Source organism: Streptomyces sp. NPDC047085, assembly GCF_040643735.1.
Taxonomy (GTDB): Bacteria; Actinomycetota; Actinomycetes; order Streptomycetales; family Streptomycetaceae; genus Streptomyces.
In genome coordinates this window covers 84,323-104,368 of the sequence record NZ_JBEYUW010000015.1, presented here as the reverse complement: position 1 = coordinate 104,368, position 20,046 = coordinate 84,323, and the positions used below count along the sequence as shown (strand labels likewise).

16 protein-coding genes and 1 riboswitch are annotated in these 20,046 nt (G+C 72.5%); of the genes, 10 read left to right on the top strand and 6 right to left on the bottom strand.

The annotated features are described in order from the left end of the window. Positions 1–120: 120 nt before the first annotated feature. Both ABZ865_RS36105 and ABZ865_RS36100 read right to left on the bottom strand, forming a co-directional pair. Positions 121–1,062, bottom strand: a complete 942-nt coding sequence (locus tag ABZ865_RS36105) for a sucrase ferredoxin (protein WP_361239896.1) — start codon at positions 1,060–1,062, stop codon at positions 121–123. Between the two features lie 54 nt (positions 1,063–1,116). Beyond that, positions 1,117–2,373 carry a citrate synthase gene (locus ABZ865_RS36100; protein ID WP_361239894.1) on the bottom strand — a complete coding sequence of 419 codons (1,257 nt, stop codon included), beginning with the start codon at positions 2,371–2,373 and terminating at the stop codon, positions 1,117–1,119. A 112-nt stretch (positions 2,374–2,485) separates the two neighbouring features. Between ABZ865_RS36100 and ABZ865_RS36095 the strand changes: the two genes are divergently transcribed. Beyond that, the gene (locus ABZ865_RS36095; protein ID WP_361239892.1) at positions 2,486–3,649 is read left to right on the top strand and encodes a citrate synthase/methylcitrate synthase; all 1,164 of its coding nucleotides are present in this window, start codon (positions 2,486–2,488) and stop codon (positions 3,647–3,649) included. Between the two features lie 340 nt (positions 3,650–3,989). Here ABZ865_RS36095 and ABZ865_RS36090 read toward each other — a convergent pair whose 3' ends face one another. Next, entirely contained in the window at positions 3,990–4,226 is a 237-nt protein-coding gene (locus tag ABZ865_RS36090; RefSeq protein WP_361239890.1) for a hypothetical protein, read from the bottom strand. 239 nt (positions 4,227–4,465) lie between these two features. Beyond that, a complete protein-coding gene (locus tag ABZ865_RS36085) occupies positions 4,466–5,053 on the bottom strand; it encodes a DUF6082 family protein (protein WP_361239888.1) in 588 nt (195 codons plus the stop codon). Between the two features lie 364 nt (positions 5,054–5,417). Between ABZ865_RS36085 and ABZ865_RS36080 the strand changes: the two genes are divergently transcribed. Then, positions 5,418–6,485: a GTP-binding protein gene (locus ABZ865_RS36080; protein WP_361239886.1), complete on the top strand. Its 1,068-nt coding sequence runs from the start codon at positions 5,418–5,420 to the stop codon at positions 6,483–6,485. Here the strand turns inward: ABZ865_RS36080 and ABZ865_RS36075 are convergent. Beyond that, positions 6,482–8,941: a DNA topoisomerase IV subunit A gene (locus ABZ865_RS36075; RefSeq protein WP_361239884.1), complete on the bottom strand. Its 2,460-nt coding sequence runs from the start codon at positions 8,939–8,941 to the stop codon at positions 6,482–6,484. The two genes, ABZ865_RS36080 and ABZ865_RS36075, sit on opposite strands and share 4 nt — an antisense overlap. Positions 8,942–9,238: 297 nt before the next feature. Here ABZ865_RS36075 and ABZ865_RS36070 point away from each other — a divergent pair, with 297 nt between their 5' ends. The 4 genes from ABZ865_RS36070 to ABZ865_RS36055 all read left to right on the top strand — a co-directional run bounded on the left by ABZ865_RS36070 (position 9,239) and on the right by ABZ865_RS36055 (position 14,195). Next, positions 9,239–10,660, top strand: coding sequence for a pitrilysin family protein (locus tag ABZ865_RS36070; RefSeq protein WP_361239882.1), 1,422 nt, complete (start codon positions 9,239–9,241; stop codon positions 10,658–10,660). Continuing rightward, complete coding sequence (locus ABZ865_RS36065; protein ID WP_361239880.1) at positions 10,657–12,045, top strand: pitrilysin family protein; 1,389 nt, start codon at positions 10,657–10,659, stop codon at positions 12,043–12,045. Before ABZ865_RS36070 ends, ABZ865_RS36065 begins: the two co-directional genes overlap by 4 nt. A gap of 287 nt (positions 12,046–12,332) precedes the next feature. Further along, a riboswitch (cyclic di-AMP (ydaO/yuaA leader) is annotated at positions 12,333–12,497 on the top strand. A gap of 12 nt (positions 12,498–12,509) precedes the next feature. Further along, positions 12,510–13,265, top strand: a complete 756-nt coding sequence (locus ABZ865_RS36060; protein WP_361239878.1) for a M23 family metallopeptidase — start codon at positions 12,510–12,512, stop codon at positions 13,263–13,265. Positions 13,266–13,499: 234 nt separating this feature from the next. Further along, on the top strand, positions 13,500–14,195 hold the full coding sequence (locus ABZ865_RS36055) for a GntR family transcriptional regulator (protein ID WP_361239876.1): 696 nt from the start codon (positions 13,500–13,502) through the stop codon (positions 14,193–14,195). 223 nt (positions 14,196–14,418) lie between these two features. Here the strand turns inward: ABZ865_RS36055 and ABZ865_RS36050 are convergent, their stop codons facing one another. Continuing rightward, positions 14,419–14,700: an HPr family phosphocarrier protein gene (locus ABZ865_RS36050; RefSeq protein ID WP_114255742.1), complete on the bottom strand. Its 282-nt coding sequence runs from the start codon at positions 14,698–14,700 to the stop codon at positions 14,419–14,421. A gap of 178 nt (positions 14,701–14,878) precedes the next feature. On the opposite strand from ABZ865_RS36050, the gene ABZ865_RS36045 reads away from it, so the two are divergent. The 4 genes from ABZ865_RS36045 to ABZ865_RS36030 are packed head-to-tail and all read left to right on the top strand — an operon-like array spanning position 14,879 to position 19,977. Beyond that, complete coding sequence (locus ABZ865_RS36045) at positions 14,879–17,737, top strand: GNAT family N-acetyltransferase (RefSeq protein WP_361239873.1); 2,859 nt, start codon at positions 14,879–14,881, stop codon at positions 17,735–17,737. A 38-nt stretch (positions 17,738–17,775) separates the two neighbouring features. Continuing rightward, positions 17,776–18,189 carry a hypothetical protein gene (locus ABZ865_RS36040; protein ID WP_361239871.1) on the top strand — a complete coding sequence of 138 codons (414 nt, stop codon included), beginning with the start codon at positions 17,776–17,778 and terminating at the stop codon, positions 18,187–18,189. Position 18,190: 1 nt separating this feature from the next. Continuing rightward, the gene (locus ABZ865_RS36035) at positions 18,191–18,787 is read left to right on the top strand and encodes a DUF5998 family protein (protein ID WP_361239869.1); all 597 of its coding nucleotides are present in this window, start codon (positions 18,191–18,193) and stop codon (positions 18,785–18,787) included. Beyond that, positions 18,787–19,977 (top strand): nucleotide pyrophosphatase/phosphodiesterase family protein, encoded by a 1,191-nt coding sequence (locus ABZ865_RS36030; protein WP_361239867.1) that lies wholly within the window; start codon positions 18,787–18,789, stop codon positions 19,975–19,977. The genes ABZ865_RS36035 and ABZ865_RS36030 overlap by 1 nt, the downstream gene beginning before the upstream one ends. Positions 19,978–20,046: the final 69 nt, after the last annotated feature.

Sequence of the window (20,046 nt, the reverse complement as noted above, 5' to 3'; positions counted from 1 at the left end):
GACGGTACGTGGCGGGACCGGCGTGCCCCCAGGGGGTGTGGCGTGGATCTCTTGACCAGTTCTTGACGGAAGCCCGCTGCTCCGGCGGCTTCGGTGAGGAATCGGTTCCTCGGTGCGTGCTCAGCTCGCCAGTGCCGTCGTCCTGAGCTCGCGCACCGATACGACGTCCATCCGCGCCGGCGTGCCCAGCACCGCCGCGCCGCAGCTTTCCGGGCGCGGCGGCAGCCCGGCGGACTGGGCCACCGTGACGCGCCACCCACGGCCGTCCGTGTGGGCGACGGTGACCTCCCAGCGGGGCGCCGCGCCCTGGGTCCGTACGACGCTGAGCGCGTCCGCCGCGTACTCGCCCGCCGCGGCGCGCACGGCCAGCTCGGCGGCCTGGCCGGGACGTTCCCAGGCGCTGCGCCCGCGGCACTCCTCGACCACCACGCGCCCCTCCTGGGCGCGGTGCAGGGCCTCCTTGACGATGTGCGCCTCGGCGCGGCCGTACGCGTAGCCGTACGGCAGGACGAGAACCGTCGGCGCGAAGCGATGTCCACCCAGATGGGTGACCTCCCAGACGCCCTGGACACCGGACGCGGCCAGTTCGGCGGCGAGGGGCCGGCCGAGCAGGGCGCAGCAGCGGTCGCGCTTGCCGTTGGTGCACACCAGGGCGAGCGGGTCGCCGGTGTGCGGCCGTCCGCCGAGCGCCGCGCCGAAGGAACGGTGGTCGCCCGCGCCGAGCGCGGCGAAGTCCAGGCCGAGCAGCCGGCTCGGATCGCGGGTGGTGGCGCTGTGGAGCCAGACCTTCCCGGGCACGGTGTGGGCCGCGTACACCTGCCGGATCGGGGGCGTGCCGGGGTCGGCGTGGCGGCCGGGGCGCCGGATGAGGGCGACGCGTACGCCCGTTCCGTCCGCGGCGGCCTCCAGGGCGCGGCCCAGCGCGGGGTCCAGGTGGCTCGAAGTGAGCGCCTTGGCACCCCAAGGACCGGGCTGCTCCAGCAGCAGCCACGTCGTCGCCGTGGCCGCCGTACCGGAAACGGGCTCGTCGAGGCTCCGGGACACGGTTGCGCACCTACTCACAGAGGTGAGCCTAACCTGACTCTGCTCAGGGCGACTTCCGGCCGTGATCGTGTCCTACTTCGGCACGGGTTGCGGGGGCCGCGGACCGACGTAGTGACCGACGGGGCGCATGCGCAACGGGCGCTCGCCGTACTCCTCCAGGGCGTGCGCGAGCCAGCCCGCCGTGCGGGCGACGGCGAAGATCGTCTCGCCGGCCGTGGCGGGCATGCCGGAGGAGGCGGTGAACACGGCCAGGGCCAGGTCCACGTTGGCGTGCAACGGGGCGTGGCGGGCGGTCGTGGCGACGACGTCGCGGGCCGCGAGCAGGGCGGGCTCCGCGCGCGGGACCTGTTCCAGGAGCCCGAACAGCACCCGCGCGCGCGGGTCCTCGCCGGAATAGAGCCGGTGACCGAGGCCGGGGACACGGCGGCCCGCTCGGAGTTCGTCGGCGATCACGGGGACCGCGGTGCCCTGGTCGAGCACGTCGAGCAGCATCCGGTGGGCCAGGCCGCTGGCGGCGCCGTGCAGCGGGCCCTCCAGGACGCCGAGACCGGCCGAGACGGCCGCGTAGGCGTGCGCGCGGGCCGAGGCGGCGACCCGGACGGCCAGCGTGGAGGCGGCCAGGTCGTGGTCGGCGAGCAGGGCGAGGGCGGTGTCCAGGACGCGCAGGGAGGCCTCGTCGGGCGCGCGGCCGGTCAGCCGGGCCCACAGGCGTTCGGCCAGCGGACCGCCGTCCTTGTGGTCGTACCGGGCCGGCGGCAGTGCGGCGACGAGCGTGGGGATCAGGACGCGTCCCGTGCCGAGCACGGCCTCCTCGGACAGGTCGAAGCGCAGCGGGTCCTCGGCCGCCGCGGCGATCGCGGCCACGCGGAGCCGGTCGGTGGGGGAGGTGTGTTCGGACAGGGCGTTCACGGCGCGACGGGCGACCTCGACGGTGGCCTCGGGCGCGGTGAAGGTGGCACCGGGGGCCGGGCGGCCCGTCCACAGCCACTCCGCGACCTCCTCGTAGGAGTGGCGGGTGGCCAGCTCCGTGGCGTCGACGCCACGGAAGTAGTAGCGGTCCTTCTCGATGAGCGTGATGCGGGTCCGTACGGACAGGTCGGCGCCGGATCCCGAAGTACCCGCAGCCTCACGCCTGTTGCGCCGGGCGAGGGCCTCCACCTCCTTGGTGTCGAAGGTGCTGGCACGGCCACCGGGCTCGCGTCTGCTGCTGAGCAGGCCGCGGCTCACGTAGGCGTAGACCGTCTCGGGCTTCACGCCGAGCAGTTCGGCCGTCTCCTTGGTCGTGAGCCTTCGCCCGGGGCGGCCGGGAGCGGGTTCGTGATCGCGCATGGGGTCACCGTAGTCGCCTCTGCACATGTTGATTGTTTCATATTGATCGAATCAATATTGACAGGAAATGAGTCAAGCATGGACAGTCGGATCAAGTCCAGGGAGGAACATCATGTCCATCAACAGGACCGCGCCCCTCGTCGACGTACCGCGTGGTCTCGCGGGCGTCGTCGTCACCGACACCCGGATCGGAGACGTCCGAGGGCGCGAGGGCTTCTACCACTACCGTCAGTACTCGGCCGTCGAACTCGCGCGGACCCGCGGCTTCGAGGACGTCTGGCACCTGCTCGTCCACGGCGCGCTCCCGGACGCGGAGCGGCGTGCCGCCTTCGTCGCCGAGACCGCGGCGCTGCGCCGGCTGCCCGAGGAGGTACGCGCGGCGCTGCCCGCCGTCGCCGCGGCGAGCCGGATCTCCGGTCCGCTGGCCGGGCTGCGTTCGGCGCTGTCGCTGCTCGGCGCGGCCCAGGGGTTCCGCCCGGTCTACGACATCGACGAGGGCCGGCGGCGCGCCGACACCATCGCCGCCTGTGCGGCCGTGCCCACGCTGCTCACCGCGCTGTACCGGCTCGGGCAGGGCCTGGACCCGGTGGAGCCGCGCGAGGACCTGCCGTACGCGGCCAACTACCTCTACATGCTCACCGGAGAGGAACCGGATCCCTGCAAGGCGCGTGCGGTCGAGCAATACCTGATCTCAACCATTGATCACGGATTCAATGCGTCCACCTTCACCGCGCGGGTCATCGCGTCCACGGGCGCCGATGTCGCGGCCTGCCTGGTGGGGGCCGTGGGCGCGCTTTCCGGACCGCTGCACGGCGGGGCGCCGAGCCGTGCGCTGGACACGCTGGACGCGATCGGCACGCCGGACCGGATCGATCCCTGGATCCGGGAGCGGGTGCTCGCGGGTGACCGGATCATGGGCTTCGGGCACGCCGTCTACCGCACCGAGGACCCCCGTTCGCGGATGCTGCGCGAGATCGCCCTCGGCTTCGGGAGCGCGCGGGTCGACTTCGCCGTCGAGGTCGAGCGCCGCGTCGAGGCGATCCTCGCCGAACTCAAGCCCGGCCGTGAACTCCACACCAACGTCGAGTTCTACGCCGGCGTGGTCATGGAACTGTGCGGCCTTCCCCGCGAGATGTTCACCCCCACCTTCGCGGCGGCACGCGTGGTGGGCTGGAGCGCCAACATCCTGGAGCAGGCGGCCGACCCGAAGATCATCCGCCCGGTGGCCCGCTATGTGGGCCCGGAACCGCCGGTCGCGGTGCCCGCACAGGCCTGAGCCGGGAGCGGGCCCGCCGCCGTCCCGGCCCTGTCCCGGCCCTGTCCGGCGGCCCCGGCGCACGGATGCGCGCCGGGGGTTCCACGGCGCACGCGCGGCGCAGGGGCGCGTGCACCCGGCGGGAACGACGGCACGGCGTACGCGAGGCGCACGGCACACGCCCGCGTCAGCGACCGCCCCTCCCCGCCACGCCCCACTGATGCGGGCCCGCCGATGCCCATGCCGGTACTGCTGCTGATGCCGGCACCGACGCCGGCGCCACCCGGGCGAAGCCCCGCCCCGGACGAATCCGCCACCCCGGGCGAACCCGCGGCCCCGGCCTCCGCCTCCGCGCTACGCGCTACGCGTCCGGAATATCCGCCTTGGCGCGCACCAGCGTCTCGCGGCTGATGACCACGATGCGTTCGTAGTCGGCGCGGGCCGCGTCGGCGGGCAGCACGGCATCGAGTTCCGCGGTGCGGTCGGTGCCGATCACCGCGAAGTCTCCGCTCTGCAGTTCAAAGATGTCCGGGCAGGTCTGTCCGGTCACGCTCCCTCTTTCACGAGGTGACGCACCGATACGGCGCACGATCTTCACGTCGATCCCGGTCCTTGCTTGGTCGGTCAGTGGCTGTCCTCGTGCCGGCCGCCAGGAACGGGGGTGGGTCCGGGGTGGCAACGACGGTGGTGCCCGCCGGGGCGGCGTTGGTGTGCGCGCGGGGCAGGCGGGGACAACCTAGCCTGCGGAGATCGTTCGTGGGGCGGGACCCGGGAGGTCTGAGCGAGTGATTCGGAAGAAGGTCAGGGGCGCGACGACGCGTACCTGTTGCCGGGACATCAGTGGGGAGTCTCGTCCGCCGGGTTCCCCACCACCCACCACTCCTCCGTCTCCGCGTCGTCCAGCTCCGCCAGCAGCTCGTCGGTCATCCGGCCGACCTCGGCCTCCTCCGAGCCGTCGGGAAGGCTCGCCCGGTGATGGCTGGTGGCGTCCCAGTAGGCGCGCATGGCCGGGCTCTGGAACAGGCCTCGGACGTAGCCGCGCAGTTCGGCGCGGCTGAGCAGGCCGGTCCGGTAGCCGTGCACGGCGTGGACGTACAGGGCGTTGGCGAACAGGTACTGCTTCTGGACCTGTGGGGACACGGCCGCGTCGTAGGCGTCCAGGACGGGCAGCAGATCCGGGTCGCGCATGCCGGCCAGCAGCAGGTTGCGGTGATCGCGCTGGTACTCGATCCGGTCCGCGCGACGGGTGGCCCGGCGCCGCTCCTCCTCCAGGGTTTCCAGGCGCCGCAGCAGTTCGGCGTTGGCGCGCAGGAGGGCGTCCAGGGTGCGGCGATGGGCCAGGTAGCCGGCGGCGGTGCCGACCGACAGCATGAGGGCCGCCGTGACGGCGTTCAGCCCACGCTTCCCCGACTTCTGTGTGACCATGTCAACCCCCGATTCGGGCGGCCGTCCGCCTGTCGTCGGGCGCGGGTCGACGGAGGGGACCGGCGAGATAAGGGCGGCGCTGGGCGTGTTCCTCAGGGCTTTACGAGCAGGCACAGCTCCGTTGCTTCCGGCCGGCGTGCTCCGGAAGACACCCCCGGGCCGCCTCCCAGACTGCCGAGCGGCTCTGATCGGCGGGGAGGCGGAGAGGAGGCGCACAGAGGGAAGCGAGGGTCGCACACCTCGGCGCCATGTCCAACGTCTGCCCCGCAAGACGTGCTAACAATCGTTCACTTCGCCGAGTTTCCTCCCGCTCGTATCCTGGTCGCTCAGCAATTCCTCAATCGCCGAGTCGAGGTGCCGCCCGTTGGGCAACAACCGCAGTCCGCAGCAGATCCCCGTCGTCGTGCTCGCCGGATTCCTGGGCTCCGGGAAGACCACGCTCCTCAACCATCTGCTGCACCGCGGCGGGGGCAGCCGCATCGGGGCGATCGTCAACGACTTCGGCGCCATCGAGATCGACGCCATGGCCGTCGCGGGCGCCCTCGGCGACTCGACCGTCTCGCTCGGCAACGGCTGCCTGTGCTGTTCCGTGGACGCGAGCGAACTGGACGTCTATCTCGACCGGCTCGCCGCGCCCGCCGCCCGCATCGACGTCATCGTCATCGAGGCCAGCGGCCTCGCGGAGCCGCAGGAACTCGTGCGGATGGTGCTCGCCAGCGAGCATCCCGGCATCGTCTACGGCGGCCTCGTCGAGGTCGTCGACGCCGCCGAGTTCGACGACACCCGCGGCCGGCACCCCGAGATCGACCGGCACCTCGCCCTCGCCGACCTCGTCGTGGTCAACAAGCTCGACCGGGCGCCGGATGCCGACCGCGTCCTCGGCCTGGTCCGCTCGCTCGCCGACCGCGCCGCCGTCGTCCCCGCCACCTACGGCCGCGTCGACCCCGAGTTCCTCTTCGACTGCAGGCCGGGCGAGGAGCGCCTCGGGCAACTGTCCTTCGACGACCTCCACGAGCACGGCGAGGACGAGCACGATCACGCCGGTCATCTGCACACCGGGTACGACAGCCTGTCCTTCGACTCCGACGTGCCCATGGACCCCCGGCGGCTCATGGGGTTCCTGGACAGCCGGCCCGAGGGGCTGTACCGGATCAAGGGGTACGTCGACTTCGGGCCGTACGACACCCGCAACCGGTACGCCGTACACGCCGTCGGCCGGTTCCTGCGGTTCTACCCGGAGCCGTGGGGCCCGGCCGACGCCCGCCGCACCCAGCTCGTGCTGATCGGCTCCGGGATCGGCGCGGACACGCTCCGCAAGGAACTCGAGGGGTGCAAGAACGACGCCCCACACGCCGACGAGCACGGCATGTGGGGCGTCCTGCGCTACGTACAGGGCCCGGACGAGGCGGACCTGGAAGAGCCGGCCCTCTAGAACACCGGCCCCGCCACCACCGCCACCGTCTTCGGCAGCGAGGTGCCCGAGCCGTCACGGCGCGGGTCCAGCTCCGGCAGGTCCGCCGGGGTGCCGTTCTTCTGCGCCGCCCGGGCCGGGGTCGCGCCCGCCCAGGCCAGCGCCAGGCAGTCCTCGCCCTTCAGGAACCGCTGGCAGCGCACGCCGCCGGTGGCCCGGCCCTTGCGCGGGTACTGGTCGAACGGGGTCAGCTTGGCCGTCGTCTGCACGGAGTCGTCCAGCGTGCCGCGCGAGCCCGCCACCGTGAAGACCACCGCGTCGGCGGCCGGGTCGACCGCCGTGAAGGAGATGACCTTGGCGCCCTCGGAGAGCTTGATGCCGGCCACACCGCCCGCCGGGCGGCCCTGCGGACGGACCTGAGAGGCCTGGTAGCGCAGCAGCTGCGCGTCGTCCGTGATGAACACCAGGTCCTCCTCGCCGGTGCGCAGCTCCGCCGCGCCGACGATCCGGTCGCCCTCCTTGAGGGTGATGACCTCCAACTCGTCCTTGTTGGACGGGTAGTCGGGCACCACGCGCTTGACGACACCCTGCTCGGTGCCGAGCGCCAGACCGGGGGAGGACTCGTCCAGCGTGGTCAGGCAGATCACCGTCTCGTCGTCCTCCAGGGAGACGAACTCCGCCAGCGGCGCTCCTCCGGAGAGGTTCGGGGCCGTCGCCGTCTCGGGCAGCTGGGGCAGGTCCACCACGTTGATCCGCAGCAGACGGCCCGCCGAGGTCACCGCGCCGATCTCCCCGCGCGCGGTCGCCGGGACCGCCGAGACGATCACGTCGTGCTTGGCGCGCCGGGCGCCCTTGTCCTCCGGGAACGGCGCGTCGCCCGCCGTACGGGCGAGCAAGCCGGTCGAGGACAGCAGCACCCGGCACGGGTCGTCGGCGACCTGCAGCGGCACGGCGGCCACCGGGGCGCCCGCGGACTCCAGCAGGACCGTGCGCCGGTCGGTGCCGAACTTCTTGGCCACGGCGGCCAGTTCGGCCGAGACCAGCTTGCGCAGCTCCGCGTCCGACTCCAGGATCCGGGTCAGCTCCTCGATCTCCGCGGTGAGCTTGTCCTTCTCCGCCTCCAGCTCGATGCGGTCGTACTTAGTGAGCCGGCGCAGCGGCGTGTCGAGGATGTACTGGGTCTGGACCTCGCTCAGCGAGAAGCGCTCCATCAGGCGCTCCTTGGCCTGCGCGGAGTTCTCGCTGGACCGGATCAGCCGGATGACCTCGTCGATGTCGACCAGGGCGGTCAGCAGACCCTCGACCAGGTGCAGCCGGTCCCGGCGCTTGGTGCGGCGGAACTCGCTGCGCCGCCGGACGACGTCGAAGCGGTGATCGAGGTAGACCTCCAGCAGCTCCTTGAGGCCCAGGGTGAGCGGCTGGCCGTCGACCAGGGCCACGTTGTTGATGCCGAAGGACTCCTCCATCGGGGTCAGCTTGTACAGCTGCTCCAGGATCGCCTCCGGCACGAAGCCGTTCTTGATCTCGATGACCAGGCGCAGGCCGTGCTCGCGGTCGGTGAGGTCCTTGATGTCGGCGATGCCCTGGACCTTCTTCGCGTTGACCAGGTCCTTGATCTTCGCGATCACCTTCTCCGGGCCGACCGTGAAGGGCAGTTCGGTGACGACCAGGCCCTTGCGGCGGGCGGTCACCGTCTCGATCGAGACCGTCGCGCGCATCCTGAAGGTGCCGCGGCCCGACGCGTACGCGTCCCGGATGCCGTCCAGGCCGACGATCCGGCCGCCGGTGGGCAGGTCCGGGCCCGGGACGTGCCGCATCAGCGCGTCCAGGTCCGCGTTCGGGTGCTTGATCAGGTGGCGGGCGGCCGCGATGACCTCCCGCAGGTTGTGCGGCGGCATGTTCGTCGCCATGCCGACCGCGATGCCCGAGGAGCCGTTGACCAGCAGGTTCGGGAAAGCGGCGGGCAGTGCGACCGGCTCCTGCTCCTGGCCGTCGTAGTTCGGCGTGAAGTCGACCGTGTCCTCGTCGATCGACTCGGTCATCAGGCCCGTCGCCTCGGCCATCCGGCACTCGGTGTACCGCATGGCGGCCGGCGGGTCGTCGTTGCCCAGCGAGCCGAAGTTGCCGTGGCCGTCGACCAGCGGGAGCCGCATCGAGAAGGGCTGCGCCATGCGCACCAGCGCGTCGTAGATCGACGCGTCGCCGTGCGGGTGGAGCTTGCCCATGACCTCGCCGACGACACGGGCGCACTTCACGTACGCGCGGTCCGGGCGCACGCCCATCTCGTTCATCTGGTACACGATGCGGCGGTGCACCGGCTTGAGGCCGTCACGGGCGTCCGGCAGGGCGCGCGAGTAGATGACCGAGTACGCGTACTCGAGGTAGGAGCCACGCATCTCGTCCACGACGTCGATGTCGAGGATCTTCTCCTCGTACGAATCGTCGGGCGGCGGGGTCTTCGTGCTGCGGCGGGCCATCGCCGGCTCCTCCTGATTTCTGCTCGCGCTTGACGGATCTGACGCGGACCATTGTGGACCGCGGCACTGACAACCCGAGCCGCGACCCGGTCCCCCGCAGGCGCGACCGGCGCCGGGAGCCGTCCCCCCGGTGCCCGGGAACCGTCCGACGGCACGCCTGACGCAGGCTACGCGATCCGCTGTGGGCGTACGTCCCGCGGGAACTCCGCCGAGGCCTCGCACGCTTTGCATACAGTGGCAGGAACGGCAGGAAAACCGCGGTTTCTATCAACCGCTTCCGCTCGCGAAGGGACGTACATGCCCATGGGTCACACGACCACAGCCGAGGCAGGCTCCGGGGGCCTGGCAGCGACCGAGCACCGCCTGGCCAACGGTCTGCGCGTGGTGCTCTCCGAGGACCACCTGACCCCGGTGGCGGCGGTCTGCCTCTGGTACGACGTCGGTTCCCGCCACGAAGTCAAGGGACGTACCGGCCTGGCTCACCTTTTCGAGCACCTGATGTTCCAGGGCTCGGGCCAGGTGAAGGGCAACGGCCACTTCGAGCTGGTCCAGGGCGCCGGCGGCTCGCTCAACGGCACCACCAGCTTCGAGCGCACCAACTACTTCGAGACCATGCCCGCCCACCAGCTGGAGCTCGCCCTCTGGCTGGAGGCCGACCGCATGGGCTCCCTGCTCGCCGCCCTGGACGACGAGTCCATGGAGAACCAGCGGGACGTCGTCAAGAACGAACGCCGCCAGCGCTACGACAACGTGCCCTACGGCACCGCCTTCGAGCGGCTGACCGCCCTCGCCTATCCCGAGGGCCACCCGTACCACCACACGCCGATCGGCTCCATGGCGGACCTGGACGCGGCCACCCTGGAGGACGCCCGCCAGTTCTTCCGCACCTACTACGCGCCGAACAACGCGGTGCTCTCCGTGGTCGGCGACATCGACCCCCAGCAGACCCTCGCCTGGATCGAGAAGTACTTCGGGTCCATCCCGGCGCACGACGGCAAGCCCCAGCCCCGCGAAGGCTCCCTGCCCGAGGTCATCGGCGAGCAGCTGCGCGAGGTCGTCGTGGAGGAGGTCCCGGCCCGCGCCCTGATGGCCGCCTACCGGCTCCCGCACGACGGCACGCGCGCGTGCGACGCGGCCGACCTGGCGCTCACCGTCCTCGGCGGCGGCGAGTCCTCCCGCCTGTACAACCGGCTCGTGCGCCGCGACCGCACGGCCGTGGCGGCCGGCTTCGGCCTGCTGCGGCTGGCCGGCGCGCCCTCGCTGGGCTGGCTGGACGTGAAGACCTCCGGTGACGTCGAGGTGCCCGTGATCGAGGCCGCCATCGACGAGGAGCTCGCCCGGTTCGCCGAGGAGGGCCCCACGCCCGAGGAGATGGAGCGCGCCCAGGCCCAGCTGGAGCGCGAATGGCTGGACCGGCTCGGCACGGTCGCCGGCCGCGCCGACGAACTGTGCCGGTACGCCGTCCTGTTCGGCGACCCGCAGCTCGCCCTCACGGCCGTCCAGCGCATCCTGGCCGTGACCGCCGAGGAGGTGCAGGAGGTCGCCAAGGCCCGCCTGCGCCCCGACAACCGCGCGGTCCTCGTCTACGAGCCGCTGTCCGCCGAGTCCGCCGAGCACACCGAGGAGGCGGGGCGCGGCGAGGACCCGGAGTCGGAAGCCACCGTGGAAGCGGGCGTCGCCCCGGCCGACCAGAACGACAACGAGGAGACGGACCGGTGACCGAGCTCGCCACGATGGACTTCCACCCCCAGCCGCAGCCCGGCGAGGCCAAGCCCTGGGCCTTCCCCGCCCCCGAGCGCGGCGCGCTGGACAACGGCCTGACCGTCCTGCGCTGCCACCGCCCCGGCCAGCAGGTCGTCGCCGTCGAGGTGCTGCTGGGCGCGCCCCTGGACGCCGAGCCGGGCGGCCTGGACGGCGTCGCCACGATCATGGCGCGGGCCTTCTCCGAGGGCACCGACAAGCACTCCGCCGAGGAGTTCGCCGCCGAGCTGGAGCGGGCCGGCGCCACGCTCGACGCGCACGCCGACCACCCCGGCGTCCGGCTCAGTCTGGAGGTCCCGGCCTCCCGGCTGGCCAAGGGTCTCGGCCTGCTCTCCGACGCCCTGCGCGCGCCCGCCTTCGCCGAGAGCGAGGTCGAGCGGCTGGTCCGCAACCGCCTGGACGAGATCCCGCACGAGCTGGCCAACCCCGGCCGCCGGGCCGCGAAGGAACTCTCCAAGGAGCTGTTCCCGGCCACCTCGCGCATGTCCCGCCCGCGTCAGGGCACCGAGGACACGGTCGAGAAGATCGACGCGGCCGCCGTACGCGCCTTCTACGACCGCCATGTGCGCCCCGCCACGGCCACCGTGGTCGTCGTCGGCGACCTCACCGGCACCGACCTGGACGCGCTGCTCGGCGACACCCTGGGCGCCTGGACCGGCACCCCCGGGCAGCCGCGTCCGGTGCCTCCCGTGTCCGCCGACGACACCGGCCGCGTCGTCATCGTCGACCGGCCCGGCGCCGTCCAGACGCAGCTGCTCATCGGCCGGATCGGACCCGACCGGCACGACCAGGTGTGGCCCGCCCAGGTGCTCGGCACCTACTGCCTCGGCGGCACCCTCACCTCCCGCCTGGACCGCGTCCTGCGCGAGGAGAAGGGCTACACCTACGGCGTGCGCGCCTTCGGGCAGGTCCTGCGCTCCGCACCGGACGGCACCGGCGCCGCGATGCTCGCCATCAGCGGCTCCGTGGACACCCCGAACACCGGCCCCGCGCTCCAGGACCTGTGGACGGTGCTGCGCACACTCGCCGCGGAGGGCCTGACCGACGCCGAGCGGGACGTCGCCGTGCAGAACCTCGTCGGGGTGGCGCCGCTGAAGTACGAGACCGCGGCGGCCGTCGCGAGCACGCTGGCCGACCAGGTCGAGCAGCACCTGCCCGACGACTTCCAGGCGCATCTGTACCAGCGGCTCGCCGCCACCGGCACCGTGGAGGCCACCGCGGCGGTCGTCAACGCCTTCCCGGTGGACCGCATGGTGACCGTCCTCGTCGGTGACGCCGCCCAGATCAAGGCGCCGGTCGAGGCGCTCGGCATCGGTGAAGTCACCGTCGTGGCAGCCGATTAGGAACTGCCGGTCAGGGACTTCCGATCAGGGACTGCCGATTAGGGACCGAAGCGCGAGGCGGCAGCCGTACGCGCGCGTGGGGCCCTGGCGACCGACGGGTCGTCAGGGCCCTTGCCGTTCCCGGCCATGCCGAAGCCCCGGTCCCCAGATGTCCGGATTGAGGCGGAGGTTGCCTGTCTGCCCTGTGGGATGCGCTACAAAAGCCCGGATCCGTTTGGGGATCGCGAGCCGCCGCCCGTAGCGTCTTTCGGGCTGTCCGTCAGGCAGTGCGCCGCGCCCGCGGCACCGGACAGTCATCGCCGAGTCCCCGTACGGCGCGAGCCAGGGGAGCCGGGGACCCAACCGCAGTCCCTGGGGTGAATCGGACGCCCGCGCGCGAGCGAGGGGGTCCGTAGGAGACCTTCCTGCTCCGAACCCGTCAGCTAACCCGGTAGGCGAGAGGGAAGGAAAGGACCAGCCACTTCATGGCGTTCATGTGCGCCACCGGGAAGCACCGCAAGCCCGGCCGGGTCAAGCGCACCACCGCTCAGGCGGCCGGCATCGCGGCCCTCACCACCTCAGGCGTCGTCGGCACCCTCGCGGCATCGCCTGCGGTCGCCGCGGAGAACTCCGTCGAGCAGACCGGTCTCACTCCCGTCATCACCGTCAGCGACACGCTGGCCGAGGAGATCGACGCGCAGGCGGCCGCCCAGAAGGCCACCGCCGAGCGCAAGGAGGCCGAGGAGGCCGCGGCCAAGGCCGCCGCCGAGCGCGTGAAGGAGGAGCGTGAGGCAAAGGCCCGCGCCGCCCGTGCGGCGGAGCGCGAGCGCCTGAACGCCTTCGTCGCCCCGATCGCGCACTCGTACGTCTCCACCGGCTACATGGCGAGCAGCTCCCTGTGGTCCTCCGGTTCCCACACCGGCATCGACTTCCACGCGGCCAGTGGGACGCCCGTCCACGCGGCCGGCTCCGGCACCGTCGTGTCCACCGGCTGGGGCGGGGCGTACGGCAACCAGATCGTGATCCGGATGGCCGACGGCATGTACACCCAGTACGGCCACCTGTCGTCCATCGGCGTCACCGTGGGCCAGCAGGTCACCCCGGGCCAGCAGATCGGCCTGTCCGGCGCGACCGGCAACGTCACCGGCCCGCACCTGCACTTCGAAGCGCGTACGACCCCCGAGTACGGCTCGGACGTCGACCCCGTCGCCTACCTCCGCAAGCACGGCGTGAACGTCTGACGCCCGCGCGCACGGCATCCGAAGCATCCGAAGCATCCGAAGCATCCGAAGCATCCGAAAGCCCCGGCTCACGCGCCGGGGCTTTCGCCGTTTTTCTGTGAGCCCGCCGTACCCGTTGTCCAAAAAATATCCATGGATTCCGGCCCGCCGTCGGAAATTCCGGCTCATTGCAATAGAGTCACGGAACACACGTCCATCGTCGACGTTTCACGGGGATTAAGACGGAGGTCGGGCATGCGTATTCCGGCGCACTCGGTGTGCACGGCGATCCGGGACGACATCGTCGCGGGTGTCTACGAGCGCGGCGGCCGCCTCACCGAGGAAGTCCTGGCCCGCCGCTACGGCGTCTCGCGCGTTCCCGTCCGCGAGGCCCTGCGCACCCTGGAGGCCGAGGGGTTCGTGGTGACCCGGCGGCACGCGGGCGCGTGCGTGGCCGAGCCGACCGAGCTGGAGGCGGCCGACCTGCTGGAGATGCGGATGCTGCTGGAGCCGCTCGGCGCCTTCCGGGCCGCCCAGCGGCGCACGGAGGCCCATCTGAAGGTGCTGCGCGGCCTGGTCCGGCTGGGCCAGGAGCGGGCCAGGCGGGGCAACAGCGAGGATCTGCGCTCGCTCGGCGGCTGGTTCCACGAGACGCTCGCCCAGGCCTCCGGCAGCCAGTCGCTGTCCTCGACGCTCACCCAGCTGCGGCACAAGATCGCCTGGATGTACGCGGTGGACGCGCCGCCGAGCCCGGTGGAGTCCTGGGCGGAGCACGGAGCGATCGTGGACGCGGTGGCGCGCGGCGACGGCGAGCGCGCGCGGGCGATCACGGCATTGCACACCGAGCGCGCGACGGCCGTGCACCGGCTGCGTTTTTCCGGCGGCGCGGATCGCGCGGAGCGCGTGAGGACTTCGCAACATGCCGTAAACATGTCGAGCCCGCGGCATTAACACCGGCGCCGTATACAAAGAAGAGCAATTCGGTGGGGCGTATTTCTGCTGCCCGCATTTCCGACGTGCCCGCGATTTTCCTGGAAGCCGGAAGCCGGAAGCCGGAAGCCGGAAAGCGCGGAGGCATGGAAGCGCGGAGGCATGGAAGCGCGGAGGCATGGAAGCGCGGAAGCCGCGCCGCCCGTGAAGGGCGACACGGCTTCCGTGTCGGTCGTGCCGAAGCTCAGACGGTCTCGGGCAGTTCCTCGAGGCCCTCGGAGACCAGCTTGGCCAGACGGTCCAGGGCGGCGTCCGCGCCCTCGGCGTCGGAGGCGAGGACGATCTCCTCGCCACCCTGGGCGCCCAGGCCCAGGACAGCCAGCATGGAGGCCGCGTTGACGGGGGTGCCGTCAGCCTTGGCGATCGTCACCGGGACGCCTGCGGCCGTGGCGGCTCGGACGAAGATGGAGGCGGGGCGGGCGTGGAGGCCCTCGGCCCAGCCGACGTTGACGCGGCGCTCAGCCATGTGTTGCTGCCCTTCAGAGTCTCAGGGTTGTCTAGACCAGTTTCCCATACGGTGAAGCGTGCCCGGAGCGGACCCTCGTCGTGCCCCGGTGTGTCGTCGGACCGCGGCCTCGGCCCGACTTCCGTTCCCCACAGACTGCCTCGCGCCGTTGTCGTTGGCGAGCCGTACTCTGGGGCCCATGCAGACCCCGGCGGACCGGCAGGACCGGCACGAGTACCCCGCCCACTGGGAGGCGGACGTAGTGCTGCGCGACGGGGGCACCGCGCGCGTCAGGCCCATCACCGTCGATGACGCCGACCGCCTGGTCAGCTTCTACGAGCAGGTCTCGGACGAGTCGAAGTACTACCGCTTCTTCGCGCCGTACCCCCGACTCTCCGCCAAGGACGTCCACCGCTTCACGCACCACGACTTCGTGGACCGGGTGGGACTCGCGGCCACCATCGGCGGTGAGTTCATCGCCACCGTACGCTACGACCGCATCGGCCCCGACGGCATGCCCGCCTCAGCCCCCGCCGACGAGGCCGAGGTCGCCTTCCTAGTGCAGGACGCCCACCAGGGCCGCGGCGTCGCCTCCGCCCTCCTGGAGCACATCGCCGCCGTCGCGCGCGAGCGCGGCATCCGCCGCTTCGCCGCCGAGGTGCTGCCCGCCAACACCAAGATGATCAAGGTGTTCACGGACGCCGGGTACACCCAGAAGCGCAGCTTCGAGGACGGCGTCGTACGCCTGGAGTTCGACCTCGAACCCACCGACCGCTCCGTCGCCGTGCAGCGCGCGCGGGAGCAGCGCGCCGAGGCCCGCTCGGTACGACGGCTGCTGGCACCCGGCTCGGTCGCGGTCGTCGGCGTCGGCCGCGCACCCGGCGGGGTGGGCCGGGGCGTCCTCGGCAACATCCGGGACGCCGGCTACACCGGCCCGTTGCACGCCGTGAACAAGGCCTTCCCCGACCACCTCAAGGAGGTCGACGGAGTGCCCGCGTACCGCTCGGTGCGGGACATCGAGGGGCCCGTGGACCTCGCGGTCGTCGCCGTACCGGCCGAGCACGTGCCCGCGGTCGTCGCCGAGTGCGGCGAACACGGCGTGCAGGGCCTCGTCGTGCTCTCCGCCGGATACGCCGAGAGCGGCCCCGAGGGACGCGAGCGGCAGCGGGCCCTCGTGCAGCTCGCGCGCGCGTACGGCATGCGGATCATCGGCCCGAACGCCTTCGGCGTCATCAACACCGCCCCGGACGTCCGGCTCAACGCCTCCCTCGCCCCGGAGATGCCCCGTCCCGGCCGCATCGGACTGTTCGCCCAGTCCGGCGCCATCGGCATCGCCCTGCTGTCCCGGCTGCACCGGCGCGGAGGAGGGGTGACCGGGGTCACGGGCGTGTCCACCTTCGTCTCCTCCGGCAACCGGGCGGACGTCTCCGGCAACGACGTCATCCAGTACTGGTACGACGATCCCGAGACCGACGTCGTCCTCATGTACCTGGAGTCCCTCGGCAACCCCCGCAAGTTCACCCGCCTCGCCCGGCGCACGGCTGCGGCCAAGCCGCTGGTCGTGGTGCAGGGCGCCGGGTCCGCGCCCCAGGGGCACGCGGTACGGGCGACGCGGCTGCCGCACGCGACCGTCTCCGCGCTGCTGCGGCAGGCCGGCGTGATCCGGGTCGACACGATCACGGAGCTGGTGGACGCGGGCCTGCTGCTCGCCCGCCAGCCGCTGCCTGCCGGGCCGCGGGTGGCGATCCTCGGCAACTCCGAGTCGCTGGGGGTGCTCACGTACGACCGGTGTCTCGCGGAGGGCCTGCGGCCGGCGCCGCCGGTGGACCTGACGACCGGGGCGACGGCGGAGGACTTCCATCGGGCGCTGTCGCGGGCGCTGGCGGACGAGACGTGCGACGCGGTGGTCGTCACGGCGATTCCGGCGATCGGGGAAGGATCGCCGGGGGACGCGGAACTGGCGGAGGCGTTGAGCTCGGCGGCCGCTCTGGTCCCGGGCAAGCCGGTGCTGGTGGTTCACGTGGAGCTGGGCGGGCTCGCGGAGGCGCTGTCGGCCGCGACGAGCACGGCACCCCAGGCCGCCGCGAAGGCGCACGGCGCCGAGGGCGGTGCGCACCTTCCCCCACTCGAAGAACCCCGCTCCCCTGCGGAACGCCCGCCCACCGCGGAGACAGCCGCTCCCGAAGGCGCCGAGCCCCGCCTCATCCCCGCCTACCCCGCCGCCGAACGAGCCGTACGCGCCCTCGCGGAAGCCGTGAAGTACGCGCAGTGGCGGCGGGAGGCGGCCGATCCGGGGAAGGTGCCGGAGTACGAGGACATCGACGAGAAGGGGGCCGCCGAGCTGATCGAGGGCCTGCTCCAGCGGGGGGAGGGCCTGACCATCGGGGAGGCGGAGACCTGTGAGCTGCTCGGGAAGTACGGCATACGGGTGCGCCGCGCGCTGCCGGCGCTCACCCCGGACGCCGCCGTCGAGGCCGCCCGCACTCTCGGGTACCCGGTCGCCCTCAAGGCCACCGCCCCCCACCTGCGGCACCGCGCCGACCTGGGCGGGGTACGGCTGGACCTCGCGGACGAGGAGCAACTGCGTCGGTCCTACGCCGAGTTGACTGGACTGTTCGGGGAGCCGGAGGGGCTGCGGCCGGTGGTGCAGGGCATGGCACCCCGGGGCGTCGACACCGTCGTACGGGCGGTGATCGATCCGGCGGCCGGGGCCGTGCTGTCCTTCGGCCTCGCCGGGGCCGCCTCGCAGCTGCTCGGGGACATGGCGCACCGGCTGGTCCCGGTCACCGACCGGGAGGCGACTTCGCTGGTGCGGTCCATCCGGACGGCACCGCTGCTGTTCGGCTGGCGCGGCTCCACGCCGGTCGACACGCCCGCGCTGGAGGAACTGCTGCTGCGGGTGTCCCGGCTGGTCGACGACCACCCCGAGGTCGTCGCCGTGACGCTCGAACCGGTCGTCGTCGCCCAGCACGGCGTGAGCGTCCTCGGCGCCACCGTGCGGCTCGCCCCGCCGCCCGCCCGCGACGACCTCGGCCCGCGCACGCTGCCGGCCTACTGAGCGGCCGCCGGTCCACAGAGCAGGGGAGGGGACATCGCATGGAGATCGCCGGGCAGCGGCTGCCCGAGGGCAGCTGGTGGGACTGGGAAGTGATCGTCTGGGACGGCGGGCAGCTGCGTCTGGCCGCCGGGTACGACCTCACCCACCACCACGGCCTGGAGCTGGTCTTCGTCGCGCCCGCCTTCGTGTCCTGCCCGCCGGACTTCCAGGACCCCGTCTTCCGTGCCCCCACGGCCGAGGAGACGGCGCGCCTCGCGCGGCAGCCGGGCGAAACCCCGCCCCTCGTGGTCGCCTTCGAAGCGGACGCCGGTGGCCGGGGACCCGTCTCCTGCCTGGTCGCCGCCGAGCGGCTGGACATCCTGCCGGGGCTCGTCCAGCGACACCCCGCGAGCGGTCCTCAGGCCGCCTCGGGTGTCGCCGACTGGCCCGGACCGCCCTTGCCCACGGATTAGGATGGACGCCATGGCCAAGACCAGTACGACGACCCAGGGGCTGCGCGCGGCGATCGAGCGCAGCGGCTACTACCCGGCCCTCGTGGCCGAGGCGGTGGAGGCCGCTGTGGGCGGCGAGCCCATCCGGTCGTACCTGGTCCACCAGGAGACGACGTTCGACCAGAACGAGGTCCGCCGGCACGTGACCGTCCTGGTCCTCACCGGCAACCGCTTCATCGTCAGCCACACCGACGAGCAGGCCGCCGACAGCACCTCCCCGACGCCGTACGCCACGACTTCCACGGAGTCCGTGAAGCTCGACCGGATCTCGTCGGTCGTGGTCAGCCGTGTGGTCGCGAACCCGGAGCAGTACACGCCGGGCACGCTGCCCCGCGAGGTCGTGCTGACCATCGGCTGGGGCGCCGTCAGCCGCATCGACCTGGAGCCCGCCGCCTGCGGCGACCCCAACTGCGAGGCCGACCACGGCTACACGGGCAGCTCCACCGCGGACGACCTCAGCCTGCGGGTCAGCGAGGCCGGGGACGGCCCGGAGACGGTGCGCCAGGCGCTCGCCTTCGCGCAGGCCATCTCCGAGGCGACCGCGGACCTCACGCACTGATGTCCCAGCTCTCCGCCTGGGACCACCCGGAACCGCTCGCCCTGGACACCGCACCGCTGCCCGAGTACGGCAGCGGCTCCCTCGCCGACCTCCTGCCCACCCTGGCCGCCGGTCTCGGCGTCCCCGGCATGACCGCCACGATCGAGGAACTGACCGCGGCCGACCGGGTCTGTGTCTTCCTGGTCGACGGGCTCGGCTGGGAGCAGCTGCGGGCACACCCGGACGAGGCTCCCTTCCTGAACTCGCTGCTCGGCAGCTCGCGCGGCGGCACCGGACGCCCGCTCACCGCCGGCTACCCGGCGACCACCGCGACCTCCCTCGCCTCCGTCGGCACCGGCCTGCCCCCGGGCGCCCACGGCCTGCCTGGCTACACGGCCCGCAACCCGGACACCGGCGAGCTGATGAACCAGCTGCGCTGGCACCCGTGGACCTCGCCGCGCCTGTGGCAGCCGTACCCCACCGTGTTCCAGCTGGCCGAGGAGGCAGGCGTGCACGCCGCCCAGGTGTCCTCGCCCGCCTTCGCGAACACCCCGCTCACCAAGATCGCGCTCAGCGGCGGCACGTTCCTCGGACGCCTGAGCGGCGAGGACCGCATGGACCTCGCGGCCGAGCGGCTCGCCGCCGGCGACCGCTCGCTGGTGTACACGTACTACGCCGAGCTGGACAGCGCCGGACACCGCTACGGCGTCGCCTCCGACACCTGGCGCGGCCAGCTCATGTACGTCGACCGGCTCGCCCAGCGGCTCGCCGAGCAGCTGCCCCCGCGCAGCGCGCTGTACGTCACCGCCGACCACGGCATGGTCGACGTCCCGTTCGACGAGCGGCACCGCTTCGACTTCGACGAGGATTGGGAGCTGCGCGCCGGCGTCGCCCTGCTCGGCGGGGAGGGGCGCGCGCGGCACGTGTACGCGGTGCCGGGCGCCGAGAACGACGTACTGACCGTCTGGCGCGAGGTGCTCGGCGAGCAGTTCTGGGTGGCCTCGCGCGACGAGGCCATCGCGGCGGGCTGGTTCGGGCCGCACATCGACGAGCGCGTGTACCCGCGGATCGGGGACGTGGTCGCGGCCGCGCACGACGACGTGCTCATCATCGCGACCGAGCGGGAGCCCAAGGAGTCGGCGCTGGTCGGCAACCACGGTTCGATGACCCCGGCCGAGCAGCTGGTCCCGCTGCTCGAAGTACGCACCTGACTCCCGGTGCCCTGAACCACCCCGCCCCCCGACCCTCGTCCGCCCCCTCACCGAAAGGTGCTCAACTCC